We start from the raw sequence: 22,306 nt of genomic DNA, 5'->3' as shown, positions 1-22,306 counted from the left end.
ACTGGAGCTAATGTCAGTGCGCCCATACCTCAACGCCTCCACCCCGGAACAGGAGAGTTGTCATGGGTAGGTTGGACGGAAAGATCGCGGTCGTCACCGGCGCGAACAGCGGCATCGGCCTCGCGGCCGCAAAGCGGTTCGTCGCAGAGGGCGCGCATGTCTACATCACGGGCCGCAGGCAGGCCGAGCTCGAGAAGGCGGCCGCGGAGATCGGCGGCGCGGTGACGCCGGTCCAAGGCGATGTCTCGCGCCTTGCCGATCTCGATCGTCTGTTCGAGACCGTGCGGACCGGTCACGGGCACATCGACGTGCTGTTTGCCAACGCCGGGGGCGGGCAGGTCGAACCCCTCGGCCAGATCACAGAGGGCTCGTTCGATCTGACCTTCGGCACCAATGTGAAGGGGGTGGTCTTCACGGTGCAGAAGGCGCTGCCGCTGATGCGATCGGGCGGCTCGATCATCCTCACCGGATCGACCACCGGCGTGATGGGCACCCCCGCCTTCAGCATCTACAGTGCAACCAAGGCGGCGGTCCGAAACCTCGCACGCAGCTGGGCGCTCGACCTGAAGGGGACCGGTATCCGGGTCAACGTCCTGTCGCCGGGCGCGACGGCGACGCCCGGCCTCGACGGTGTCGCGCAGGCGGCGGGCGGAGGCACCATGCTCTACGACGCGCTGATCGCCCAGACCCCAGCAGGGCGGATCGCCGATCCGGCCGAGATCGCGGCCGTCGCCTTGTTCCTCGCCTCGGCGGACAGCGCGGTCATGACCGGCAGCGAAATCTTCGCCGACGGCGGCATGGCGCAGGTCTGACACGCCTTCACGGCTGGGCCATCGGCGGCATCCTCGCCCCCGATCGCCCGGTCGGCTAGCGCGCCGGCTGCTCCGAAAGGAACGCACCCATCCGTTCCAGCGCCCGGCGGATGTTCTCCTCGGAATTGGCATAGGACAGGCGGACATAGCCCTCGCCGAGAATGCCGAAGTCCGGTCCGCCGATCAGCGCGACGCTCGCCTCTTCCAGGAGCGCGGAGGCGAGGGGCTTGGCCTTCCAGCCGGTCCCGGCGATGTTGGGGAAGGCGTAGAAGGCGCCCTTCGGCGTCGCGCAGGAGACCCCCGGCAGCGCGTTCAGCCCCTCGACCACCACCTTTCGGCGCCGGTCGAAGGCCGCCATCATCGTCGCCACGTCGTCCTGCGGCCCGTCGATCGCCGCGATCCCGGCGAACTGGCTCGGCGCGTTGACGCAGGACCAGCAATTGACCGCCAGCTTGCGGACATTGTCGTAGAGCTTGCGGCCCGCTCCGCCCGCCGGCCAGATCGACCAGCCCAGCCGCCAGCCGGTCATCGCCCAGGTCTTCGACCAGCCGTTGAGCACGATCAGCCGGTCGGCGATCTCCGGGAAGGTCAGGAGCGACGTCGCCTCTTCGCCGTCATAGGTCATGACGTCGTAGATCTCGTCTGACAGGATCGCGACGTCCGGATGGTCGGCGAGCCCCTTCACCAGCTTCTCGATCTCGGCGCGCGGAGTCACGCCGCCGGTCGGATTGGCCGGCGAGTTGAGGATCAGGAGCCGCGTCTTGTCGGTGATCAGCGACAGCGTCTCCTCGGCCGAGAAGGCGAAGCCGTTCTCCTCGCGGATCGGCACCGGCACGGGCGTCGCGCCGGTAAATTCGATCATCGAGCGGTAGATCGGGAAGCCGGGGTCGGGATAGAGGATCTCGGCGCCGGGTTCGCCGAACATGACGATCGCCGCGAACATTGTGGGCTTGCCGCCCGGCATGATCATCACCTGCTCGGGCGAGACCTCGACGCCGGTCGTCGCCAGCGTCCGGCGCACCACCGCCTCGCGCGTCGCCAGCAGTCCGGTCGCCGGCGTGTAGCCGTGATGGCCGTCGCGCAGCGCCTTCACCGCGGCCTCGACGATATGCGCCGGCGTCGAGAAATCCGGCTGGCCGATGCCGAGATTGATGACGTCCTTGCCGGCCTGCTGGAGCGCGGTGGCCCGGGCGAGGACGGCGAAGGCGTTCTCCTCGCCGATGCGGTCGAAGGCGGCGGTCGTGTGCAGCATGGTGTCGGTCCGTTTCACTCCCTCGCCGGCAGTGGGTACCGGCGCGGGAGATCCTTGGACCTTGCGGCGCGCCCTTGGCAAGACCAGGACACGGGCGAACCGCAGGGAGCGGATCGATCGGCCGCCCATGGTCGTGCGGCGCCGAAAGAAGCGCCGCCGCCGCGACCTCCGTTCCGTCCGGTTCAGCGCCGCTCTCGCGGAACCTCGACATCGCGCTCGGCCGCCGCGAGCGCCTTTCGCAGACCCTCCGGGTCGAATGGGATGCAATACGCCGGCTTGTCGCGCTCGAAACGCCAGCTGTCTTCGAGCGCACCGGCATCGACAGCGTCGTAGCCGAGCTGCTCGATTAGCGCGATCACGATCCGCTTGGCCTCGGCGTCGTCGCCCGCGACCGGCAGCGCGCGTCGGTCGGAGGCGCCGGCGGGTCGCGCGTCCTTGACGAGATCGCGGGCCTCGATGGCATTGAACGCCTTGACGATGCGCGCGTCCGGCAGCTCCCGCGCCAGCATCTGGCTGGTCGTCGTCTCACGCGCATCGAGCGCCGGGATCTGCCCGTCGCGCTGCGGATAGTAGTTGTTCGCGTCCATCACGATCTTGCCGGCCAGCGCGGCGGCGGGTAGATCGCCGATCGCGCTCAGCGGCACGGCGACCAGCACGACCTCGCCAAAGACCGCCGCGTCCTCCGCGGTCCCGGTCCTGCAGCCGAGCCCATAGCCAAGGCTGAACAGCGTCTTCGGCTCGCGCGAATTCGAGACCATCACCTCGTGGCCATGGGCGATGGCGAGTCTGGCGACGGCCTGGCTGACGAAGCCAGCCCCGATCATTGCGATCTTCATCTCTTGAAACTTCCCTGCTTCCGGCCGCCCGGTGCGGCCTCGGAAACAGACTTTGATTGTTCATGAAGTAGAGATAAATCGGCATCTGAGACAATGACCTGAAACGATCGGTTGGAAATCATGGATCGGCTCGCCAGCATGGCCGTCTTCGTGAAGGTTGCCGAGGCCGGCTCCTTTTCGGCCGCGGCGAAGGCGCTCGACCTGTCGCAGCAGATGGTCGGCAAGCATGTCGCCGCGCTCGAGGCGCGCCTGTCCGCAAGGCTGATCGCCCGCACGACGCGACGCCAGAGCCTCACCGAGCTCGGCCGGGCCTATTACCACCAGTGCCGGATCGTGCTCGCCGAAGCCGAAGCCGCCGATGCGCTTGCCGAGGAGATCGCGGCCGCGCCGCGCGGCCGTCTGCGGGTCAACGCGCCGGTGACCTTCGGCAGCGAAAGCCTGACGCCGCTGGTGGTCCACTACATGGAGCGATATCCGCAGGTCGAGGTCGACCTCGTTCTCGGGGACCGCAAGGTCGACCTGATCGAGGAGGGATTCGAGGCGGTGATCCGCATCGGCGCCCTGGCGGATTCCTCGCTGATCGCCCGACCGCTCGCGCCATACCGCCTCGTTGTGGTGGCCGCCCCATCCTATCTTGCGCGGCGCGGCGAGCCGGAGCATCCCCGCGATCTCGCCGGCCACGAGTGCATCGTCTTCATCGGCTCCAGCGAGACGCGCAGCCATGTCTGGGTCTTCACCAAGGGCGGCGAGAGCGAGGAAGTCCGCGTGAACGGCCGGCTGCGGACGAACGACGCGCGCGCCATTGTGGCCGCGGTTCTTGCCGGCAGCGGCATTGCCATGGGAGCGGAATCGCTTCTGGGGCCGCTGATCGTGGACGGCCGGCTGAACCGGCTGCTTCCCGAATGGGAGGGGCCGTCCTGGGAGATGCACGTGCTGACCGCTCCCGATCGCCGCCCGACGGCGAAGCTGAAGGCCTTCGTCGACATGGTCGCCGCTGAATTCCCGCGCCGCCGCTGACGGGCCATGTCCCGAAGCGTCGGCCCGCGCATCGGCCGATGCCGGCCGCTCATTCCGGCAGCATGGCCTGCAGCGTCTCCAGCCGGTCCGCCTCGAAGGCCGGCTTATCCCATCTGAGGCGGGATACCCGGGGAAACCGCATGGCGACGCCCGACTTGTGGCGCGAGGAGCGGGCAAGCCCCTCGAAGGCGACCTCGATGACGAGGCCGTGGTCGGGCTCGGCGCGCACCGAGCGCACCGGCCCGAAGCGCTCGACCGTGTTGTCGCGGATATATTTGTCGAGCTGCTTCAGTTCCTCGTCGGTGAAGCCGAAATAGGCCTTGCCGACGGGCACGAGCTCGGGCGCATCCTCGGGTCCGGTCCAGACGCCGAAGGTATAGTCGGAATAAAAGCTCGAGCGCTTGCCGTGGCCGCGCTGGGCATACATCAGGACCGCGTCGATCAGATGCGGGTCCTGCTTCCACTTGAACCACGGACCCTTCGGCCGGCCGGGGACATAGGGCGAATCCCAGCGCTTCAGCATCAGCCCCTCGATCACCGGATGCGGCGGCTCGGCCCTCAGGCGCTCAAGGTCCTGGAAGGTCTCGAAGGAGACGAAGGGCGAGATGTCGAAGCGTGTCGGCTCGAGCTTCGTGACAAAAGCGGACAGGCGCTCGCGCCGCTGGGCGAAGGGCAGGGCGCGCAGATCCTCCGTGCCGTCCTGGAGAAGGTCGTAGGCCCGCAGGAACACCGGATATGTCTTCAGGACGGCGGCGGAGACGGTCTTGCGGTTGAGGCGCTGCTGGAGGTCGGAGAAGGTGCCGACGACGATGTCGTCCGCGCAGTCCGATGCCGTGTCTACCTCCGGCTTGCCGCCTTTCGGCGTCGCCCGCGCGACCAGGAGCTCGCCGTCGAGCACCCCGTCATAGGTCATGAAGTCGAGGAGATCGGGAAAGGCGCCGGAGATGTCGTCGCCGGTGCGCGAATAGAGCCGCCTGACGCCGCGCTCCGCGCTCGCCTGGACGCGGATGCCGTCCCATTTCCATTCCGCTGCGTAAGTCTCCGGATCGATCCGGCCATAGTCCGGTTCTTCCAGCGGCTGCGACAGCATCACCGGGCGGAAGGGCGCCGCGGCCGCCGAGATGGGTTTGTCGGCCCTGTCCTCCAGCCAGGCGAAGAGGTCGCCATAGGGCGGCGTCAGGCCATGCCAGAGCTCCTCGATCTCGGCGATGTCCTTCTGCCCGAAATCGGCGAGCGCCTGTTTGGCGAGGCGCGAGGAGACGCCGATCCGCATCGCGCCGGTGACGAGCTTCAGGAGGGCATAGCGGCCGGAGGCGTCGAGGCGATCGAGCCACGCCTCGACCAATTTCGGCCCCTGTTGGCGAGTCGCGGCGTTCAGCCGGGTGACGATTTCGTCGAGCGTCGGTTCGGGGAGCGCCCCGCGAGAGGAGGCCGCGCCTGGGCGTGCAGCGCGCTCCGCGTGACGTCCCGCATCTTGCGCCCGCTCCGGCCAGACCAGCGCGATCGTCTCGGCAAGGTCGCCGACATAATCGTAGGAATAGCCGAACAGCACCTCGTCCATGCGCTCCGCCATGAGGGCGCGCAGCATCGCTGGCTTGACGCTCGCAATGTCGAGATCGCCGGTGATCGCGGCCAGCGCGTGGCCGCGTTCGGGATCCGGCACGGCCGCGAAGAAATCGGCCATCAGCTTCAGCTTGCCGTTGCGCGAGGGCGTCAGCACCAGGCGGTCGAGAAGGTCAGCGAAGGGCTTCATCGCCGATCGCCTGCACATGCGCCTTTGGGGCCGCCTGCGGTCCCGGCGGCAGGCGTCACTGGCGCCGCCAGGTCTGGATGGTTCGGCAGAAGACCTTGGCGAGGCAGCCGCGCAGTTCGAGCGCGGCGCCGTCGAGGCGCAGGCCCCCGTCATAGGCGGTGTCGCTGCGCGGATCGCGGACGGTGCCCTTGAAGTCCGGGCCGGGCCCGGCGACGCGTGCGACGGATTGGCCGGAATAGGCGCCCGAGGCGATCTCGGCGCAGTAGCCCGCGCGGCATGGTTTCACCGAGATGCGCGTTCCGTCTTCCGCCACCCATCGGCCGACCGGCGTCGGTTCGGCAATGGCGAAAGAAGCGCTCGCAAGGAGCAGGATCGATGCGAGCGCGGCGGATGGAACATTTCGTGTCATGGCAATCTCCTCGCTGCGCAAAACTGCGGCGGCACGGGCCGCCCGCAAGGGCCTGCGGCGAAAGGTCGGCTCGACGGACGCCTAGCCCGGGCGCTCGATGGCGGCACCGGAATAGGCCGGCGGCAGCATCCGGGCGCCGCGGATCTGGCGGAGCTTCAGATGATGCTTCGCGGTGAACACCGCATCGGCGTCCATCCCGGGCTCACGGACGAGCCACTCCAGATAGTCGTCCGGCACCTTGGCGAGTTCGATCCCCTTGTGCCGGCCGAAGCGAAGTTTTGCCAGGAGCGCCGGTTCGTTCGACACGCGCTCGGCCCGCTCCAGGAAATCGGCAAGGTCGTGGCACCGCGGCATCAGCGCCTCGGCGATTCGGCGCAGAAGCACGGCGGTCGCGACGGCATCGTAGAGCGCGCGGTGGGGATGCAGGCCGGACAGCAGCGGTTCCACCGGCTTGAGGTCGAGCGGCACGTATTTGACGAGGCTCTGCAGGCCGTGTGCCCGCACGCCCGGAAAGGCGCGCAAGGCGAGCTTGTGCGTGCACAGCCAACGGCCGGTCAGCCGCAGCCGCGAGCGATCGAAGCTCGCGCGCTGGGCGGCGAAACTCGGCGCGGCGGCGAAGGGTTTGACCGCCTCGGCGAAGGGCGGCGCCCCGGCGAGCATCGCGTCGGTGATCTGATGCACCTTTCGCGCATGCGGGTTGATCACCGCACCGGCCGGGTCGCAGAAGGTCTGCATCGGGTTGGAGATCGCGCCCGTCGACAGATCGAGATCGACAGAGCCGATCTCGATCACCGCGTCCTCCTCCAGCCTCTGGCCGGCGGTCTCGGTGTCGATGACGCGGACGAGAGCGGGAGCCGGCTCGGCAAAGAGGGAGGGCGTCGACTGCGCCGGAGGGAAGAGTTCGCTCATGCGCCCTCAAGATCGGGTTTTCCGCGCACCGGCGCAAGCGCCGGCAGCGAAACCCGAGCTAAGCTGTCGCAAGGCTCACCGGGGAGGACGTCGATCCCGGCTTCCCCACGTCAACTGTCCGTCTTGATCCCCGACACGCACTTGAACCCGAAGCCGTTTGACGCTATCAGGGCGCCGTCCGCGGAGCGTAGCGCGTTCCGACGGGGAGTGCCCCAATAGCTCAGTTGGTAGAGCAACGCATTCGTAATGCGTAGGTCGCTGGTTCGAGTCCGGCTTGGGGCACCATTTCCCAAAATCTCAAGTTCAAAGTTGACGTATCAACCGGGATCATCCCGTCTCAGGACGTCTCATTTTGCGCTTAAGGCTCTGTGGTTCAACGGGCTATTGAATTGGTGTCCCGGAAATTCGGCGTCTCATACTGTCTCAGGCATTTTCAACCTTAAACTTGAAATCTCATGCCTCGCGACGTAAAGCGACGTAAATTACGTCATCGCCAGCGTAAAACGGGAACGCCATGAACGCGCTAAATTCTCTGATTCTGAAAAAGCTGAAGCCGGTCTCAAAGCTCACAAAACTGACCGATGGGGGCGGGCTTCATCTCCTCGTCACGCCTGCGGGAAAAAAGACGTGGCGGATCGATTACCGGATCAACGGCGAGCGCCGTGCGAAGAACCTCGGGATTTATCCAGACATGGGCCTTGCCGAGGCTCGGGTGGAACGCGATCGGCTCAAGGGTGATCTCGCACGTGGGAAGGACCCGGAGCCGAAGAAGCGAAACGTCGAGGCCGCAATATCGGCGGGTCGGGCTACGTTCCGCGACATGGTGAGCCTCTACCTGACTGCGCTGGAGAAGAAGAACCCGGCCGTCCAGACTTTGCAGAAGAACGTTTGGCTCCTCGAAACACTCGCCGCACCACTCCACGACATGCCGATTGCGGACATTCGGGCTCGCGACGTGTTGCCTGTGATCGAGGCTGTCGCTGACTCCGGTCGCCGGGAGAGTGCGGTTCGACTTCGGAGCCGGATCGCTGCCGTCTTTGATTTCGCAATCGTTCGCGATGAGGCGGAGATCAATCCCGTCACGTCGCTGAAGAAGGTTCTGCCGAAGGTCGAGGTGGAAAGCACGGCGGCGATCACCGACGAGAAGGCATTCGGCAAGCTTCTCGTCGCCCTGGAGACCTACGGGGATCGGAGCGTCCGACATGCCCTGAAGCTCCAGTCGCTCTGCTATTGCCGCCCCGTCGAAACTCGTTTGGCGCGGTGGAGCGATGTCGATCTCAAAGAGCGCGTTTGGACGATACCCAAGGAAGTCGCGAAGATGCGTCGGGAACATTTGGTCCCGCTGTCGCGGCAGGCCGTGGAGATTTTCGAGGCGCAACGGGAGATCAGCGGCGGCGGGGAGATCATTTTCCCGAACCGCTATCGCCGCAAGCACGCGATGATTTCCGAGAACGCGATGAACTACGCCTTGGATAAGGTTGGATATGGGAAGGGCACTCACACCGCCCACGGCTTCAGGTCATCGGCCTCGACGATCCTCAATGAGCGCGGTTGGCGCTATGACGTGATCGAAGCGAGCCTCGCGCATGTCGACTCCAATGCCGTGCGCCGCGTCTACAATCGTGCGCTCTATTGGAAAGAGCGGGTCGAGATGGCACAGGCATGGGCAGATCTTTGCGACGAATTGCGACAGCGTGCGCGGCGCCAGGTTGAAGTCGCGGCTATTATCTGACCGCGAAGGAAAGCGGACCGGCAGCTTTTGAGCGTGCCAGGCCGAAATTTGGCATTGCGCGAACGACTTATCAAGAAGGTGACTTATGCGGACGCTCCGACAGTCGCAGCTCGCCCCCGATCGGGTCGAGGTACCACTCCACGGGGAACATCTTTGGGCCGGAGGCTTCAGTCGCTGCGAGTGCAGATCCCGGATGAATGATTAAAGCCCGGCGCGAGTCCTTGCTGCCAGGGACGGAATAAGGCTTGCGGCATCAGTCGGCCACGCTGTAGCTTCTCCGAGCCGTTGTCAGGCAAAAGAGCTGCCAAACCCAAAGAATTGCGCGTTGGTCTGAGCCGAGTTCTTTGACAAGCCGTTTGCAGCGCGATGGCATGTCGAAGCTGGGCGAAGTAGATTGCGCATGAACGAAGCCGATACCTGCAGGAAGTTCGTCGTCCCGAAGCTGCAGGCGGCGGGTTGGGATGATCGCCCGCATGCGATAAACGAACAGAGAACCTTCACCAACGGTCGTGTTGTCTTCATTGGCGGCAAGGCCCGCCGCGGCAAGCAGAAGCGCTCCGACTATCTGCTCCGATATAATCCGGATTTCCCGATCGCCGTCGTTGAGGCCAAATCCCGCTACCGGCATGCTGCGGAGGGGCTCCAACAAGCCAAGGAATATGCGGAAATCCTTGGTCTTCAATTCGCGTACTCGACCAACGGGATCGAGATTGTCGAGTTCGACTACACGACCGGCGTCGAGCGAACGATCTTGAATTTCCCGGCGCCTGATGACCTTTGGGCTCGGCTCCGCCGCGCCGAGGGCATTGTCGACGACCAAGTGGCCGAACGGCTGCTGACGCCAACGTTTCCAGATCGAGCCAAACCTCTTCGCTACTATCAAGAAATCGCCGTGAACCGCGCCGTTCAGGCGGCGCTTCAGGGCAGAAAGCGGGCACTGATCACGCTGTGCACCGGAGCGGGCAAGACTGCCGTCGCCTTCCAGATCTGCTGGAAGCTCTGGTCGGCCCGCTGGAATTCCAAGGGGGTCAAATGGAACCCGAAGATCCTGTTTCTCGCAGATCGCAACGTTCTGGTCGACGATCCGATGGCAAAAGATTTCAGCCCGTTTGGCGACGCCCGTCACAAGATCGCTGGTGGGCTGGCGGTGAAGAGCCGCGACATGTATTTCGCGATCTACCAGTCCATTGCGCGTGACGAGAATCGGCCGGGCCTCTACCGGGAGTATGCGCGCGATTTCTTCGATCTCATCATCATTGACGAATGCCATCGGGGCAGCGCCCGGGACGACAGCAATTGGCGGGAGATCCTCGAGTGGTTCGAGCCTGCGACCCAGATCGGGATGACAGCGACGCCGCGGCGAGAGGACAACGTCGACACCTACAACTATTTCGGCGATCCGCTCTATGAGTACAGCCTTGCGCAGGGCATCGCTGACGGCTTCCTGGCCCCGTATCGCGTCCATCGCGTCATCTCGGACTACGACGCTGCCGGCTGGCGGCCGACGCGTGGCGAACTTGATCGTTATGGACGCGAGATCCCCGACGCCGAGTACTCCACGCGGGACTTCGAGCGGGTCGTAGCACTGCGTGCAAGAACGCAGGCCATTGCGAGACATCTCGCGGGCTTCATGGCCGAGACCGACCGCTTCGCAAAGACCATCGTCTTCTGCGTCGATCAGGAACACGCGCTCGAAATGCGGCAGGCGCTCGCCGCCCTAAACACCGATCTCGTAAAGGACCATTCCGACTACGTTTGCCGTGTGACGTCCGACGAGGGCGATGTGGGGAGCGCGCACAGGGCGAAGTTTCAGGATGTCGAGACCCAGACGCCGGTCATCCTCACCACGTCGCAGCTTCTCACGACCGGCGTGGACGCTCCGACCTGCAAAAACGTCGTGCTTGCGCGGGTCGTGGGCTCCATGCCGGAGTTCAAGCAGATCATCGGACGAGGCACCCGTCTCAGGCCCGACTACGGCAAGCTCGCCTTCAACATCATCGATTATACCGGAACGGCGACACGCATGTTCGCCGATCCGGCTTTTGACGGCGATCCCGTCCGCGAGGACGAAGCGGTCATCGATGCGGACGGCGATATCGTCGAGGAGCGTGAGATCGAAGAAGGGGCGCCGGATCCCGACGATTTTCCTGAAGGGCCCGACATCCCGGATGGACCCGTCGAGCTGGGGAACGAAGCCGAGAACGGCCCTCGCAAGTTCTATGTTGACGGCGGCGAGGTAGCGATCGTCCGGCACCTCGTCTACGAACTCGATTCCGACGGGCGGCAGCTCGCCTGCCGCCAGCTCACCGATTACACAGGCGACAAGGTTCGCACTCTCTATCCCAATGCGTCGGAACTGCGCACGGACTGGCTCGACTCCCAACGCCGGGCGGAAATCGTCGAGCGGCTCGAGGAAAAGGGCATCGACCTCGATTCCCTGGCTGATGCAGTCGGAAAGCCGGAGGCAGACCCTTTCGATCTCCTTTGCCATCTCGCCTATAACATGCCGCTGCGCACCCGGCGCGAGCGCGCTGACCGTCTGGTGAGGGAGCAGGACGAGTTTCTGGACCGCTTTGGGCCGGATGCCCGCGAAGTTCTGGATGCGGTGCTTGAAAAGTATGCCGAACACGGCAGTGCCCAGTTCAAGCTGCCCGACATCCTGGAAGTGCCCCCGTTCAACGACTGGGGCAACGTCATAGAAATCGCCGCCCGCTTCGGCGGGGGCAAGGAGCTGCGCAGCGCCGTCACCGAGCTGCAGCGTCTGCTCTACACCGCTTGAATTGAGGGAGCTCTATCTTGGCTACAACCGCCCGCAAGAAGGCTGTGCCGAAGCAACTGACTACTGCCCAGCGTCTCGACAGCATTATCAAATCCGCTCGCAAGATCATGCGGAAGGACAAGGGGCTGAACGGCGACCTTGATCGTTTGCCGATGCTCACCTGGATCATGTTCCTGAAGTTCCTCGACGACATGGAGCGGATCGAGGAGGGACGCGCGGAGCTCGCGGGCAAGGATTATCGCTCGATCATCGAGGCCCCTTATCGCTGGCGCGACTGGGCGGCGGATGCGGACGGCATTACCGGCCCCGACCTCCTGTCGTTTCTCGTTTCCGAAATGACCGAGCGTCCGGACGGCACGCGCGGCCCAGGGCTCTTCGCCTATCTCCGAGGCTTGCGCGGCGATAACGGGCGTCGCGAACGGCGCGACGTGATCGCGACCGTCTTCCAGGGCTTCGCGAACCGAATGGAAAGCGGCTACCTGCTGCGCGACGTGGTCAACCTGATCGACGGCATCCATTTCGATTCCTCGGAAGAAGTTCACACACTCGGCCGCCTCTATGAGACGTTGCTACGCGAGATGCGCGACGCGGCGGGGGACTCGGGCGAGTTCTACACGCCCCGGCCGGTCGTGCGGTTCATGGTCGAGGTCACCGATCCCAAGCTGGGCGAAACCATCCTCGACCCGGCATGCGGCACCGGGGGATTTCTGACCGAGGCGTTCCTCCATCTTGAGCGCGAGGCCGATACAGTCGAGAAGCGGCGCATCCTCCAGGAAGACAGCTTCTTCGGCGGCGAGGCCAAGTCGCTGCCGTTCCTGCTGTCCCAGCTCAACCTACTGCTGCACGGTCTGCATGCCCCGCGCATCGACCCCGGCAATGCCCTTCGCTTCCGCCTGGCCGAGATCGGCGAGGATCAGCGGGTCAATGTCATCCTGACCAATCCGCCATTCGGCGGCGAGGAGGAGGCAGGCATCCTCAACAACTTCCCGGAGGACCGGCGCACGGCCGAAACGGCGTTGCTGTTCCTGCAACTGATCATGCGTCGGCTGAAGCGCGCCGGGCGCGCGCGGGCCGCGGTCGTCGTTCCGCACGGCACGCTGTTCGGCGATGGCATTTCAGCGCGGATCAAGGCCGACCTGCTCGAGAAGTTCAACCTGCACACGGTGGTCCGGTTGCGTGAAGGGGTGTTCGCGCCCTACACGGACATCCCGGCAAACCTGATCTTCTTCGACACGACCGGACCGACGACGGACATCTGGTACTACGAGATGCCGCTGCCGGAGGGCCGCAAGAAATACTCGAAAACCGCGCCCATGGCCTATGAGGAATTTGCGGACTGCCTTGCCTGGTGGAAGAAGCGCGAGCCGAACGAGCGCGCCTGGAAGGTCTCCGCTGCTGACCTGATCCAGCGCGACGCCCAGGACCGTGTCGTCGCGTGCAACCTGGACATCAAGAACCCGCATTCCGGCGAGGTCGCCGATCATCGCGCGCCGGCCGAGATCGTGGATGCGATCATCGCACAGGAACAGCGAATCCTCGGCATCATGGACGAGATCAAAGCCGTATTGGGAGAGAAGCTGTGAAAGGGCAGCTCATTCTACGGACGATGAGGGAAATCGCACCGCTGGTCCGACGTCCGATCGAGACTTTGCCAGACCAATTTTATCCCGAAGTTGGAATTCGATCCTTTGGGCGTGGCGCCTTTCATAAGGAGCCCAAAACGGGATCAGAGCTTGGAGAAAAACGCCTATTTGAATGGAAGTCAGGCGACCTCCTATTCAATATTGTTTTCGCATGGGAAGGAGCCGTCGCTGTCGCTACTGAAGCTGAGGACGGGAAGGTCGGTTCCCATCGCTTTCTTACCTGTGTGGTCGATCCGAAACTCGCAGAGGCCCGGTACCTTTTCTGGTGGTTCACGCACGACAGAGGGCGCGACAAATTGCTATGGGCCTCCCCCGGGGGCGCCGGTCGGAACCGAACGCTTGGTGTAGAAAAGCTTGCAGCGATCGAAGTCCCACTGCCGCCTCTCGACGAACAGCGCCGCATCGTCCGGCAGCTCGACAGTGTCGCTGCATTGGTCGAAGACCGCCGACGCGCCCTAGAGGCGGCCGAGCGGGAAACGCAGGCGCTGCTGCTGAAAGCCTTCCAGCGCGCCATCGACGGCGCCACCCTGCTCCCCATGGCCGAGGTTGCGCCCTTGGTGCGCAGGCCAGTCGAAATCGATCTTGATGCCCGCTACCCAGAGCTCGGAGTCCGTTCGTTCGGCCGAGGCACGTTCCACAAACCTGATCTGCTGGGCGCGGAGCTGAGCTGGCAAAAGCTATTCCTTGTTCAGCAGGGCGACCTCGTGTTCAGCAACATCAAAGCTTGGGAGGGGGCGTTCGCGGTGGCAGGCCCCGATGATCATGGGCGAGTCGGGTCGCACCGCTATCTGACATGCGTTCCCACTCAAGGGCTCGCGACCGCCAATTTCATCTGGTTCTACCTCCAGACCTCTGAAGGTCTCGCCAAGGTCCAATCCGCATCGCGCGGAAGTGCCGATCGGAATCGCACTCTGGGCCAAGGAGCCCTGGAGGCACTCACGGTTCCTACGCCACCGATGAGCCGCCAGCAATGGTTTGACCGCCTCCATGCGAAGGCCCGCGAAGCCCGCGCCATGCGCGCCAGCACTGCGCAGGATGTAGAGGCCCTGATCCCAGCCATGCTGCACGAGATCTTCAACGGTCAGGCCAAGGCCGCGTGACTGGGTACTGAGACGAATAGCCCGATTTGCCTCTAGACCTGTCGGATTTGAACTCGTCCGTCAGCCGCTGGCCAAGCCACAAGGGAATTGTTGACTCTGAGTCTCCAGGAGACTGGCAGCTTTGGGACGTAACACGCGGAAAGTTGCCATTCGGGTTCCGACCATTGCGGTCGTTCATGGGGCTCGCAGCAAATGTCCGCTTCGAGACCAAAATTACGTGACAGCATCGGCCCGGAAATCGGATTCGATTTTCGGAAAGCATGATGCGGAGATTCAAAGAGTTAGAGCGTCCCTTTGTGCGTCCATTCGGACGCACGGCGCTCTAGCTCCAGTACGGTCGAACGGCGTCGTTGTATCGAAAGCCGACATATAAGTCGGCAATGACGACCCGCAGCTCATGGTTGCGGTAATGCCGTCGGCTCAACGCATCTTCCGCGGGAGAGAAAATCGGGTTAACTTCCTTTGTGATTGCGCCCTAAGGTGGGATGATACCCAAGTATTACCTGGCTAGCGGGAACCATGCGAAACCGACTAATTCTGACCGTTGTACTCATCTTCACTGCAACTTGCGTATTCGCGCAAGGCACTTCAGAAGGTGAGAAATCCGCAGTCGAAAACTTCGAGCTGCTAGTCAAGATCGGCGTTGCTATCATTTCAGGGATTGCAGCGTTGCTAGGTCTGCCGATGGTGTACCTGACTTATCGGAAGACTTCGGTTGAAATTAAAAAATTGGAGCTTGAGTCGCGCCAACTGATGGACGGTATCGGCGCACCATCCCCTATCAACTCTGATACAGAAGATGGTATTCGAATTCAGATCCGAGAATCTCCGAATTCGAATGTTCAAGTGTTGGCGGATCCGAGATTTTTGGGACCGTTGCTGATTCTCTTGGATTTCATTTTTGCGAGTATAACCCTCTCGCTTTCAGCACGATTGCTAGATATTCTACCTGTTGGTGAAATAGGAAGCTTTGTCCTGCTGATATTATCTTTTTTCTTGCTGATGCCCTTGGCACACCAAGTGATGAAGGTTCGAAAGGCCATGCATCCACGAAGCCGCGTTGAACAAGGTCCACTTGACCGACAATTGAAAATTATTTCGACGGCCTCCTACCTGTTCACGATCATTCTCTGCTTTGGATTTGGCGGACTGATAATGTATTTTGATTTTACGGGTTCAAACGTGACGGATCTGGGACGATACTTTTCCTATGGCTTGATCCTGGTCGCCAGTGTAATGCTTGTTTCCGCCGCTTGGGCACGAAACAAGTTGAACCGTTATCTGCAGTCAATCTGATGGATTCCAGCCAGGGCTGATTTTTCGTGTAGCGAGCCGCACAAAGAGAACCTCTTGTTGCAAATCCGAACGGCTCTTTCGCCCGCTTGGCTGCCATTGAATTGCGACCTTGCGAACGACGGCTTTCCAGTCATAAGAACCGTTGCCACAGATGAGCATCAGGCCGTAAGCAGAATGTCAGCCTTTTGCTCCATCGGGAGAAAGGACTCGCAGTACGCTTCCGACTCGATTTTTGCATCAAGGCTGTCGCGTGGTTGCCCTCATGGGCTCCGGGCAGCCGCGTTCGCGTGGAGAGAGACTTTATGGTCGCGCCAGTCTCGACAAAAGCCCACGACCCTATCGCTGATCTTCGCGTCGGGATTGATAACGAGAAAGGTGCGGCAGCTATACGCGTTGCAGCGGACCGCAATGCTCGGGCGGCCCAAGCGCCTCATCCAGAAATCGATCTCGGCCTCGTGGCCGCCCTTGAAGCGACTGTTGTGGTGGTAGACAATCGTTGGACGTCCGTTCGCGAGAGCCAGGACTTCGGAGATCGGCATTCGCTTTGCGAAGTTGGGTTCGAGACGTCGGGCGGGATCGTCGGAGACCAGCCCGTTGTCCGGGTCTGCAAATATGATCTCGGCGTCCGTCAGTGCCGTCCGCGTCCGCTCAAACCACAACGCCCGTTCCGCGCATCGCAGACGTCTAGGCAGGTTCCGCGCCGGAACAGTCTCAGAGGCGAAAAGTGTCCCCTCCTCGAACGCATCCTGCAATGCACTGACCAGCCTGGGGCCGTCAGCGATGCTTGTTATGTAGTCGAAAACTTCGGGATCAGGTCCACGCCAGCGATCAACGTCCCGCAGATAGCTAACGTGGCGTCCGTCCTGGTTGTGGCCTTCGTCCGGGTGCAGATACCAAGCCACCCCTAGCCTCCGGCCTGCCGCCAGACGACGCACTAGTGAGAGCTTCGCGTAGTCGCCAATGTCTCCTACGTATCTATCTTGCATCAATCGGGTCCGCCGCGGATGGGGGCGCAGCCGCGTCCGCACCGCGAGGAACGGGCCGTGTCTCAGGATTTGGGATGACGTCGCCCCCTCCAACGTCGGCAGGGGCCGCTCTGCGAAGGCGGAGTAACTCATTCCGCAGGTAACGGATCTGGTCCTCAAGCAACTGCGCACGGTCGTCGTTCCGCATTGATGAGACACGATTCTTGAGTTCGCTAAGCGCCGCTCCCGCCCCGTCCACTTTTACTTGAATTTCGTCGATATCGCTTTTAATACTCCAGTAGTATGATGCATATAAAGAGGCGAGAGAAAGCAATAGGCTAAATATCGCAATTACGCCTGCTAATGCTGCGCCAAACCCTAGCCGGTGGAGAGTGCTTTTTGCCTTCTCCGAGTCTTCCGCTGCGTGTCTCGCGTCTTCCGCCGCCAGCTTAGCGTCTTTTGCTGCTTGTTCGCTGGCCTTAGATGCGGCATCCGCCTTGTCATTCGCCGTAGTAACCATAGACGGAATTGAGCTTCTGATCGCGACGGGCTCAGCGCGTCCCCGCGGAGCAGCCGCGGCCTTCCGAATAAACTTCTCTATGTCCCAGAACTGGGCTTTTTGCTGCGGCTCTCCCAACGCATCTCGCCCGTGCCTTGGGTTTGACGTCGTCTTGGTGAACTCGATCCAGATCAGTCCCTCGTCGAGCGGGATCGTGTACGGCTCATCGGTCAGGTTGTGCAGAGGAATGCAAAGCTTTCCCCAAAAGCCCGGATCGACAAGCGGACCCGTTCCTAGGAGGAGGCCGCGGTGGACATGAAGGATCTGCAGGTTAAAACGGATTGCCATGTAGTCGGGGAGTCTGAAATCGATTCCCGATTCCACGAAGACGATGGAATTCGCAGGTACGACCAAGACACCATCATCCATAGAGACCGATATTAGACTTCCTTGCTCATTGTATTGATACGCTCGGCTGCCGATGCGCCCTTCGTAGGAAGCTTTTTTAAGACGCGCCTTTCTACCGCCACCAAGATGGAATGGCGCTATCATCCCAGTTTTTCGGACATAGTTTTCTATATGATCAGCGGAGAGAAGGGACGGGGCAATACTTGGAAAGGGGTCGGGCTGGCCCAACAAAGGCTCGGCCAATCCAGCAGCGTCTAGTCTACCTACAATCTCCTGCTCAACGGAACTGTCGGCGGCAGCCTGCGCGTCGCTATCTTCAGACATTGGGACCCAACGTGCAAAAAAGCGTCTCACCTGTCCCTCTGGTGTGGTTGAAAGAACGTCGCAGGTGGATCAGGCCGTAGAGTGGAGAAGGAAAGACAGAGAGAAAACGCGCTCCCGCCCATGGTGGCGACATCAGGCCCGAATATTTCGTTTTTGTCCAAAGATTACCGGCTTGCGGAATCACGACCCGTGCTCCCGCGCACTGTCGTGTGCATGAAAAATCGACGCCACTATCTGCCGCGTTACCAGCCATTCGTTCGAGAGATCAGCAATCGTAGTTACCTCATTATGACTGGTAATGTTCGACAGGCAGTCGATCTGTGGGTGGTATGTCACGAAGTCGCCTGCTCCCTCCCAGCCATGATGTCTAACGCAGAGAAGCCGTACCAGTCTATCCGCCGCCCGATGGCGGCTTCCACTCGGCGGATAAACTGCGATACGACACTATTTGGATCGCCGATCCCGCCGGCCGGTCCGACGTAGTCAAGGTGATTCAGCACCAAATTATTTGGAGCGTTAGCAGCTAGAGCGCGGCGAACTAGCAATGCGTCGAATTCTCCCACTCGGCGCAGCTTGCCTGTCACTGTAGTGTATTCTCGAATGTCGAGCGCTAGATCGGCTCTACGTGCGACTTCCTCCCATGTCGTTTCCTTAGGCAATGGACCAGAAACCCCCGCAACCCTGATAGGATAGCTTCGGAGGACCATCGTGACGTCGTCGACCCACCGCGGCGCGAGTCCGGCCTCCGCTAGCGCCGCAGCGGCTGTCGTCGATCGCGAGGTGGCCTTTGGCCAGTACCCTCCATCGAGCAGCGACAGACCGAAACCTTGAGACCCCTCGACGACGATCCGCTGGCCGCTGCCGAGACGATCGGCCAGTAGCTCTCCCGTGTCGCCGCAGCGGACGAACGGAGCCAGTAAACCATGATGCTCAGCATGAAGCGTCTTCAGGGGGAATGTTGGCGCGTCGCGTGCGATTGCTGCCATGACGGCGGCACCGGTTCCCGATCCGGTGGAACCGATCGAGGAAACGAGGCCCGCCTCCTGTTCCCAACGCCTGTGCGCGTCGGTGACGACTTGTGCCCACGGGCTGACGATGATGCGGTCGGTCGGGTAGTCGAGAGCCGATATTTCTTCCAACAGAACGTCGACGTCGAGATAGGATCCGGGCGGAAACACGACGTCCACGTTTCGATCCACGCAGGCGGCAGGCATCTGGCGCAACGCCCACCGACGTCCTGCTTTATCGTACGCGGTGTGTCCGGAGTTGGGGCCTCCTACGCGGACGACGGTTGTCGGTCCAAAGTTGCGGCGAACGATCTCAAGCGCAACCTTGCCTTTGCCCTCCGATCCGAATTGTCCTCCGACGACTACCGATACGGGCATATCGCACCCTTGATTTAGATTGCAGCAAGGTCGCGGGCCTCGGCGGCAACGGTGTCGCGCGTCGCGCAGTTAACCAATCTGCGATGCGCGAGGCCCCGCAGGATCTCGATCCCACTTTCCACATCGGCGCTGGCGGCGACACTGAAGTCGTCGTCAGATCGCAACGCGTACCGCTCTCTACGCAAAGCCTCGTCCGCGTCAACGAAAACATGCAAATACGAGCCGCCCATGATTTCCCCGAAGAAAGCATGGTCATCTGCGAAGCGCAGACCGTCGATGACTACACGCTCGGCGTCTCCAACGCGGGCGAGGGTGCGTCCGGCGAGCCAGCGCTGCCGGCCCGTCCGATGGATCTCGGCGCCGAGACGCTGCCTCTCGATCCGATCCAGAGGAAGACCTCTCGCCCTAAGTTCGTCGTCGATCACTTCGCTAAAGCGAGCGTAGGCAAAGCCCAGTGCCTCGAGTTCGCGCGCAAGCGTCGTCTTGCCTGCGGCGATCGGACCGCTGATGCCGATCAGTAGCCGATGGGGCGCACCGGATAGCATCGGGATGATCAGCGGGGGCTCGTCCGCCGTTCCCAAAGACTCCGACAATCCCGCCCAGTGAAACGAGCCGACAAGCGCAGATGTCGCTGCGTCGAGTTCGTCGTGCGTCGCCTCTCCGAAATCGCCCTTCAGACCGAACTCCTCTAGACCGAGCCGAAGCCACTCCACGCCGGCACCTTTGCGAGGTATGCGCATGATGTCCTGTGCGGCTCCAGGATAGCTCTCGATCACGGGAACCCCTCGACGCCGAAACTCCTCTGCCAACAACATTCCACGCGCAGTCAGCTTCTGCATACTCGGCAGGAGACAGGGATACACGTTCACACCGCGCCGCTTCAGCTCACGCTCGCACTCCCGCATGATGCCGAACCTCTCGCGTCCCGGATCAGCATCGTCGACGCTTGTCCGACCGGATGGAAGGCAAAGCGGTGAGTCGATTGAGATCAGATCGGGTCTGGAAGACATCGTCCTGTCGATCAGGTCGCGGTCAGTAAAGACTGTGGCGACTTGGCATTTGTCGCCGTCGAGTAGGCACCAGCCCGAACCTCGCGCCTCAGAACCGGTCAGGTCGATGCCGACGATTCGCGCGCTTGAAGCCGGACCATTGCCAAGTAGGGACTTGAAATCGAGCTGCCGCAAATCGTCAGCCTTCCTCGGCTCGAACGTCGGTAGTTCCTCCAACCCACAAGGGCCTGCCCATTTCTCGAAGCACACGTCGCCAACGAATAGGTCCGGCGCAACGTCCAAGCAGACAAGTACCCGATCGAGGATCGCACCCATCGCGGCGATATCGGCACGATTGTAACGGACTAGGCCCTCAAGAGCCCCGACGTCTCCACGCACGTAGCGGTGCCACAGAGTGACGGCCGCAAGTCCATCGATGCCGTCGACCTTCGTCCGCAACTCAATTCCCAATGCCTTCTCGATCGCCTTCTGCCCGCCTTTCAAACCCGCCCTACGGCAGAGATACATGAGGTCCAGATGGTGCTGCGGCAGTACGACGTCAGGATATTCCGCGCGCAGGAACCGACTATCAAAGCGAATTCCGTTGAACGTGATGATTGCGACCGCGTCGCGCGCATCCTCAACAAGTGCGCGATGGCAGTCGCCTTTCACGATCGTTGAGGCACGCCCTTTGTAGGACCAGCCGATTACAGTGATCTCGTCGTAAAAGTGACTCAGCCCCGTCGTCTCGACGTCGAGGAACAGCACTCTTTCCGGCTGCTCGGCGCAAGCCGCCAAAAGCGCGGTGAGGTTCGAGGGAAGGCGGGCTGTTCTAGCCGTCGAGGGGGCGGATCGCTCAAGGCGTCCGACCGCGCCGATCGGCCGTTCCAGGTTCGCATCGTCGATCGCCAGTCCGAAAAACGACACTCGATTCCCTCTTTCGCACGTTCGCACTATCAAAAAGTGATAACGTCTAGCCGTCGAGTTGGCGACCTGGGTACGTCGTTATACATGAAAAGTGCCGATCCTGCAGCACTGGAGGGCATGTGTGGAAATATAGCGTAAAAGTTGTAAGAGGTCTCGGTTGCAGTTCGGAGCCCCACGACTATGGTCTGCGTCGATCAGCGTGGATCCGTGCGATGACGCTCTTCGATCATCTCGGGTCCGAGCGCGCACTTGATGTTGTGGACGCCAGGGCGGATCGAGCGTTTGAACGAGGCGATTACGTAATGTGTCGGCGATGGCGCGACCTGATCTTGGCAATCCATGCCTTTGAAGCAGATGAGCCCAAACGCCGCGAACGCATCCACTAGGATTGTTCGCCGCGCCCTTCGTCAAAGGCGAGACGGACGCTCCATGTGACGTCGCCGTGGCCTAGGATCGTCGACAGTTCCTCGCAGAGCTGCCGCAGCTTGCGGTCGAGCGTCCACGGCGGGTTGCAGATAACGAGACCGCTTCCCGCCAATTCCAGTCCGCTTCGCACGAAGGGGCAGAATTCGGCGCGGAGCACGTCGTTGAAGCCCGCCTCAATTGCTGCGGCCTCAATCTTCATTCCGTTCTCGGATCCTTTGATTGGGTACCAGACCATATAGATGCCGGTCGCCCAGCGACGAAAACCCTTTACGAGCGCTCTCCCGATCGCCCCCGTCTCGTCGGTCTTCTCGAATGGGGGATCCACGAAGACCAGTCCTCGTCTCTCGGCAGGCGGTAGGAGTGCGCCGATTGCCTCGTAGCCGTCGCGCAAGTGGACCGAAACCCGCGGATCGGATCGGTATCGCCGGCGCAACGATTCCCCGTCCTCAGGATGAAGCTCGCATAGGATCAACCGGTCGTAGCCGCGCAGCGCAAGGCGTGTGATCTCAGGAGAACCCGGATACAGGTTCTCTGCCCCAGCCCTGGTCGACGCCAGAGAAGAGGTATAGACAGGCGCCGACCGAAGGCCCCTGTTTCCAAGACGCTCCACGCCTTCCGCCCTCTCGTTGGTCCGAGCCGCCTCGCGTGATGTCAGATCATAGACGCCGAGGCCGGCATGCGTGTCGATGACTGCGAACGGACGAGGTTTGAGCCGCAGCATGTCGAGGACGATCGATAGCACGGCATGTTTGAAGACTTCGGTGTGGTTGCCGGCATGAAATGCGTGTCGATAGTTCATTAGCTCGTTAGTTTCGATGCACTCGCTCATCGCAAATCTAGGCTGC

General features: G+C 62.1%; 17 protein-coding genes and 1 tRNA gene. 8 read left to right on the top strand and 10 right to left on the bottom strand.

Annotation, left to right across the window (positions count from 1 at the left end; genetic code table 11):
- Positions 1 to 62: 62 nt before the first annotated feature.
- On the top strand, positions 63 to 812 hold the full coding sequence (locus LH400_RS18910; protein WP_229154726.1) for an SDR family NAD(P)-dependent oxidoreductase: 750 nt from the start codon (positions 63 to 65) through the stop codon (positions 810 to 812).
- 55 nt (positions 813 to 867) lie between these two features.
- On the opposite strand, the gene LH400_RS18905 is transcribed toward LH400_RS18910, so the two are convergent.
- The gene (locus tag LH400_RS18905) at positions 868 to 2,064 is read right to left on the bottom strand and encodes a pyridoxal phosphate-dependent aminotransferase (protein WP_229154725.1); all 1,197 of its coding nucleotides are present in this window, start codon (positions 2,062 to 2,064) and stop codon (positions 868 to 870) included.
- 182 nt (positions 2,065 to 2,246) lie between these two features.
- Complete coding sequence (locus LH400_RS18900; protein ID WP_229154724.1) at positions 2,247 to 2,900, bottom strand: NADPH-dependent F420 reductase; 654 nt, start codon at positions 2,898 to 2,900, stop codon at positions 2,247 to 2,249.
- Between the two features lie 120 nt (positions 2,901 to 3,020).
- Here LH400_RS18900 and LH400_RS18895 point away from each other — a divergent pair, with 120 nt between their 5' ends.
- The gene (locus LH400_RS18895; protein ID WP_229154722.1) at positions 3,021 to 3,917 is read left to right on the top strand and encodes a LysR family transcriptional regulator; all 897 of its coding nucleotides are present in this window, start codon (positions 3,021 to 3,023) and stop codon (positions 3,915 to 3,917) included.
- Positions 3,918 to 3,966: 49 nt separating this feature from the next.
- Here LH400_RS18895 and LH400_RS18890 read toward each other — a convergent pair whose 3' ends face one another.
- The 3 genes from LH400_RS18890 to LH400_RS18880 all read right to left on the bottom strand — a co-directional run bounded on the left by LH400_RS18890 (position 3,967) and on the right by LH400_RS18880 (position 6,988).
- Entirely contained in the window at positions 3,967 to 5,670 is a 1,704-nt protein-coding gene (locus LH400_RS18890) for a cisplatin damage response ATP-dependent DNA ligase (protein WP_229154721.1), read from the bottom strand.
- Between the two features lie 55 nt (positions 5,671 to 5,725).
- The gene (locus LH400_RS18885) at positions 5,726 to 6,079 is read right to left on the bottom strand and encodes a DUF2147 domain-containing protein (RefSeq protein ID WP_229154720.1); all 354 of its coding nucleotides are present in this window, start codon (positions 6,077 to 6,079) and stop codon (positions 5,726 to 5,728) included.
- 81 nt (positions 6,080 to 6,160) lie between these two features.
- Entirely contained in the window at positions 6,161 to 6,988 is an 828-nt protein-coding gene (locus LH400_RS18880; protein ID WP_229154719.1) for an exonuclease domain-containing protein, read from the bottom strand.
- Between the two features lie 209 nt (positions 6,989 to 7,197).
- On the opposite strand from LH400_RS18880, the gene LH400_RS18875 reads away from it, so the two are divergent.
- The 6 genes from LH400_RS18875 to LH400_RS18850 all read left to right on the top strand — a co-directional run bounded on the left by LH400_RS18875 (position 7,198) and on the right by LH400_RS18850 (position 15,538).
- Positions 7,198 to 7,273 (top strand) — tRNA-Thr (locus LH400_RS18875).
- A 229-nt stretch (positions 7,274 to 7,502) separates the two neighbouring features.
- Entirely contained in the window at positions 7,503 to 8,720 is a 1,218-nt protein-coding gene (locus LH400_RS18870) for a tyrosine-type recombinase/integrase (protein ID WP_229154718.1), read from the top strand.
- A 400-nt stretch (positions 8,721 to 9,120) separates the two neighbouring features.
- Positions 9,121 to 11,499, top strand: a complete 2,379-nt coding sequence (gene hsdR, locus LH400_RS18865; protein ID WP_229154717.1) for an EcoAI/FtnUII family type I restriction enzme subunit R — start codon at positions 9,121 to 9,123, stop codon at positions 11,497 to 11,499.
- A gap of 44 nt (positions 11,500 to 11,543) precedes the next feature.
- Positions 11,544 to 13,082 (top strand): class I SAM-dependent DNA methyltransferase, encoded by a 1,539-nt coding sequence (locus tag LH400_RS18860; RefSeq protein ID WP_229154716.1) that lies wholly within the window; start codon positions 11,544 to 11,546, stop codon positions 13,080 to 13,082.
- On the top strand, positions 13,079 to 14,242 hold the full coding sequence (locus tag LH400_RS18855; RefSeq protein ID WP_229154715.1) for a restriction endonuclease subunit S domain-containing protein: 1,164 nt from the start codon (positions 13,079 to 13,081) through the stop codon (positions 14,240 to 14,242). The genes LH400_RS18860 and LH400_RS18855 overlap by 4 nt, the downstream gene beginning before the upstream one ends.
- A gap of 519 nt (positions 14,243 to 14,761) precedes the next feature.
- Positions 14,762 to 15,538, top strand: coding sequence for a hypothetical protein (locus LH400_RS18850; RefSeq protein ID WP_229154713.1), 777 nt, complete (start codon positions 14,762 to 14,764; stop codon positions 15,536 to 15,538).
- A 260-nt stretch (positions 15,539 to 15,798) separates the two neighbouring features.
- On the opposite strand, the gene LH400_RS18845 is transcribed toward LH400_RS18850, so the two are convergent.
- The 5 genes from LH400_RS18845 to LH400_RS18825 form a co-directional block, all read right to left on the bottom strand.
- Positions 15,799 to 16,440, bottom strand: a complete 642-nt coding sequence (locus LH400_RS18845; protein ID WP_229154712.1) for a hypothetical protein — start codon at positions 16,438 to 16,440, stop codon at positions 15,799 to 15,801.
- A gap of 73 nt (positions 16,441 to 16,513) precedes the next feature.
- A complete protein-coding gene (locus tag LH400_RS18840) occupies positions 16,514 to 17,734 on the bottom strand; it encodes a dCTP deaminase/dUTPase family protein (RefSeq protein WP_229154711.1) in 1,221 nt (406 codons plus the stop codon).
- Between the two features lie 332 nt (positions 17,735 to 18,066).
- The gene (locus tag LH400_RS18835; RefSeq protein WP_229154710.1) at positions 18,067 to 19,119 is read right to left on the bottom strand and encodes an adenylosuccinate synthetase; all 1,053 of its coding nucleotides are present in this window, start codon (positions 19,117 to 19,119) and stop codon (positions 18,067 to 18,069) included.
- A 14-nt stretch (positions 19,120 to 19,133) separates the two neighbouring features.
- Positions 19,134 to 21,035 (bottom strand): ribonuclease H-like domain-containing protein, encoded by a 1,902-nt coding sequence (locus tag LH400_RS18830; protein WP_229154709.1) that lies wholly within the window; start codon positions 21,033 to 21,035, stop codon positions 19,134 to 19,136.
- 382 nt (positions 21,036 to 21,417) lie between these two features.
- Positions 21,418 to 22,290 (bottom strand): 23S rRNA (adenine(2030)-N(6))-methyltransferase RlmJ, encoded by an 873-nt coding sequence (locus LH400_RS18825; RefSeq protein WP_229154708.1) that lies wholly within the window; start codon positions 22,288 to 22,290, stop codon positions 21,418 to 21,420.
- Between the last annotated feature and the right edge of the window lie 16 nt (positions 22,291 to 22,306).

The organism is Jiella soli, from assembly GCF_020615385.1.
Classification (GTDB): domain Bacteria; phylum Pseudomonadota; class Alphaproteobacteria; order Rhizobiales; family Rhizobiaceae; genus VKMB-3413.
This window is presented reverse-complemented; position numbering and strand designations above follow the sequence as displayed.

Excerpts from the sequence above, each read along its gene's own strand:
- LH400_RS18910 (WP_229154726.1), top strand. The coding sequence starts at position 63 with ATGGGTAGGTTGGACGGAAAGATCGCGGTCGTCACCGGCGCGAACAGC.
- LH400_RS18905 (WP_229154725.1), bottom strand. The coding sequence starts at position 2,064 with ATGCTGCACACGACCGCCGCCTTCGACCGCATCGGCGAGGAGAACGCC.
- LH400_RS18900 (WP_229154724.1), bottom strand. The coding sequence starts at position 2,900 with ATGAAGATCGCAATGATCGGGGCTGGCTTCGTCAGCCAGGCCGTCGCC.
- LH400_RS18895 (WP_229154722.1), top strand. The coding sequence starts at position 3,021 with ATGGATCGGCTCGCCAGCATGGCCGTCTTCGTGAAGGTTGCCGAGGCC.
- LH400_RS18890 (WP_229154721.1), bottom strand. The coding sequence starts at position 5,670 with ATGAAGCCCTTCGCTGACCTTCTCGACCGCCTGGTGCTGACGCCCTCG.
- LH400_RS18885 (WP_229154720.1), bottom strand. The coding sequence starts at position 6,079 with ATGACACGAAATGTTCCATCCGCCGCGCTCGCATCGATCCTGCTCCTT.
- LH400_RS18880 (WP_229154719.1), bottom strand. The coding sequence starts at position 6,988 with ATGAGCGAACTCTTCCCTCCGGCGCAGTCGACGCCCTCCCTCTTTGCC.
- LH400_RS18870 (WP_229154718.1), top strand. The coding sequence starts at position 7,503 with ATGAACGCGCTAAATTCTCTGATTCTGAAAAAGCTGAAGCCGGTCTCA.
- hsdR (WP_229154717.1), top strand. The coding sequence starts at position 9,121 with ATGAACGAAGCCGATACCTGCAGGAAGTTCGTCGTCCCGAAGCTGCAG.
- LH400_RS18850 (WP_229154713.1), top strand. The coding sequence starts at position 14,762 with ATGCGAAACCGACTAATTCTGACCGTTGTACTCATCTTCACTGCAACT.
- LH400_RS18840 (WP_229154711.1), bottom strand. The coding sequence starts at position 17,734 with ATGTCTGAAGATAGCGACGCGCAGGCTGCCGCCGACAGTTCCGTTGAG.
- LH400_RS18835 (WP_229154710.1), bottom strand. The coding sequence starts at position 19,119 with ATGCCCGTATCGGTAGTCGTCGGAGGACAATTCGGATCGGAGGGCAAA.
- LH400_RS18825 (WP_229154708.1), bottom strand. The coding sequence starts at position 22,290 with ATGAGCGAGTGCATCGAAACTAACGAGCTAATGAACTATCGACACGCA.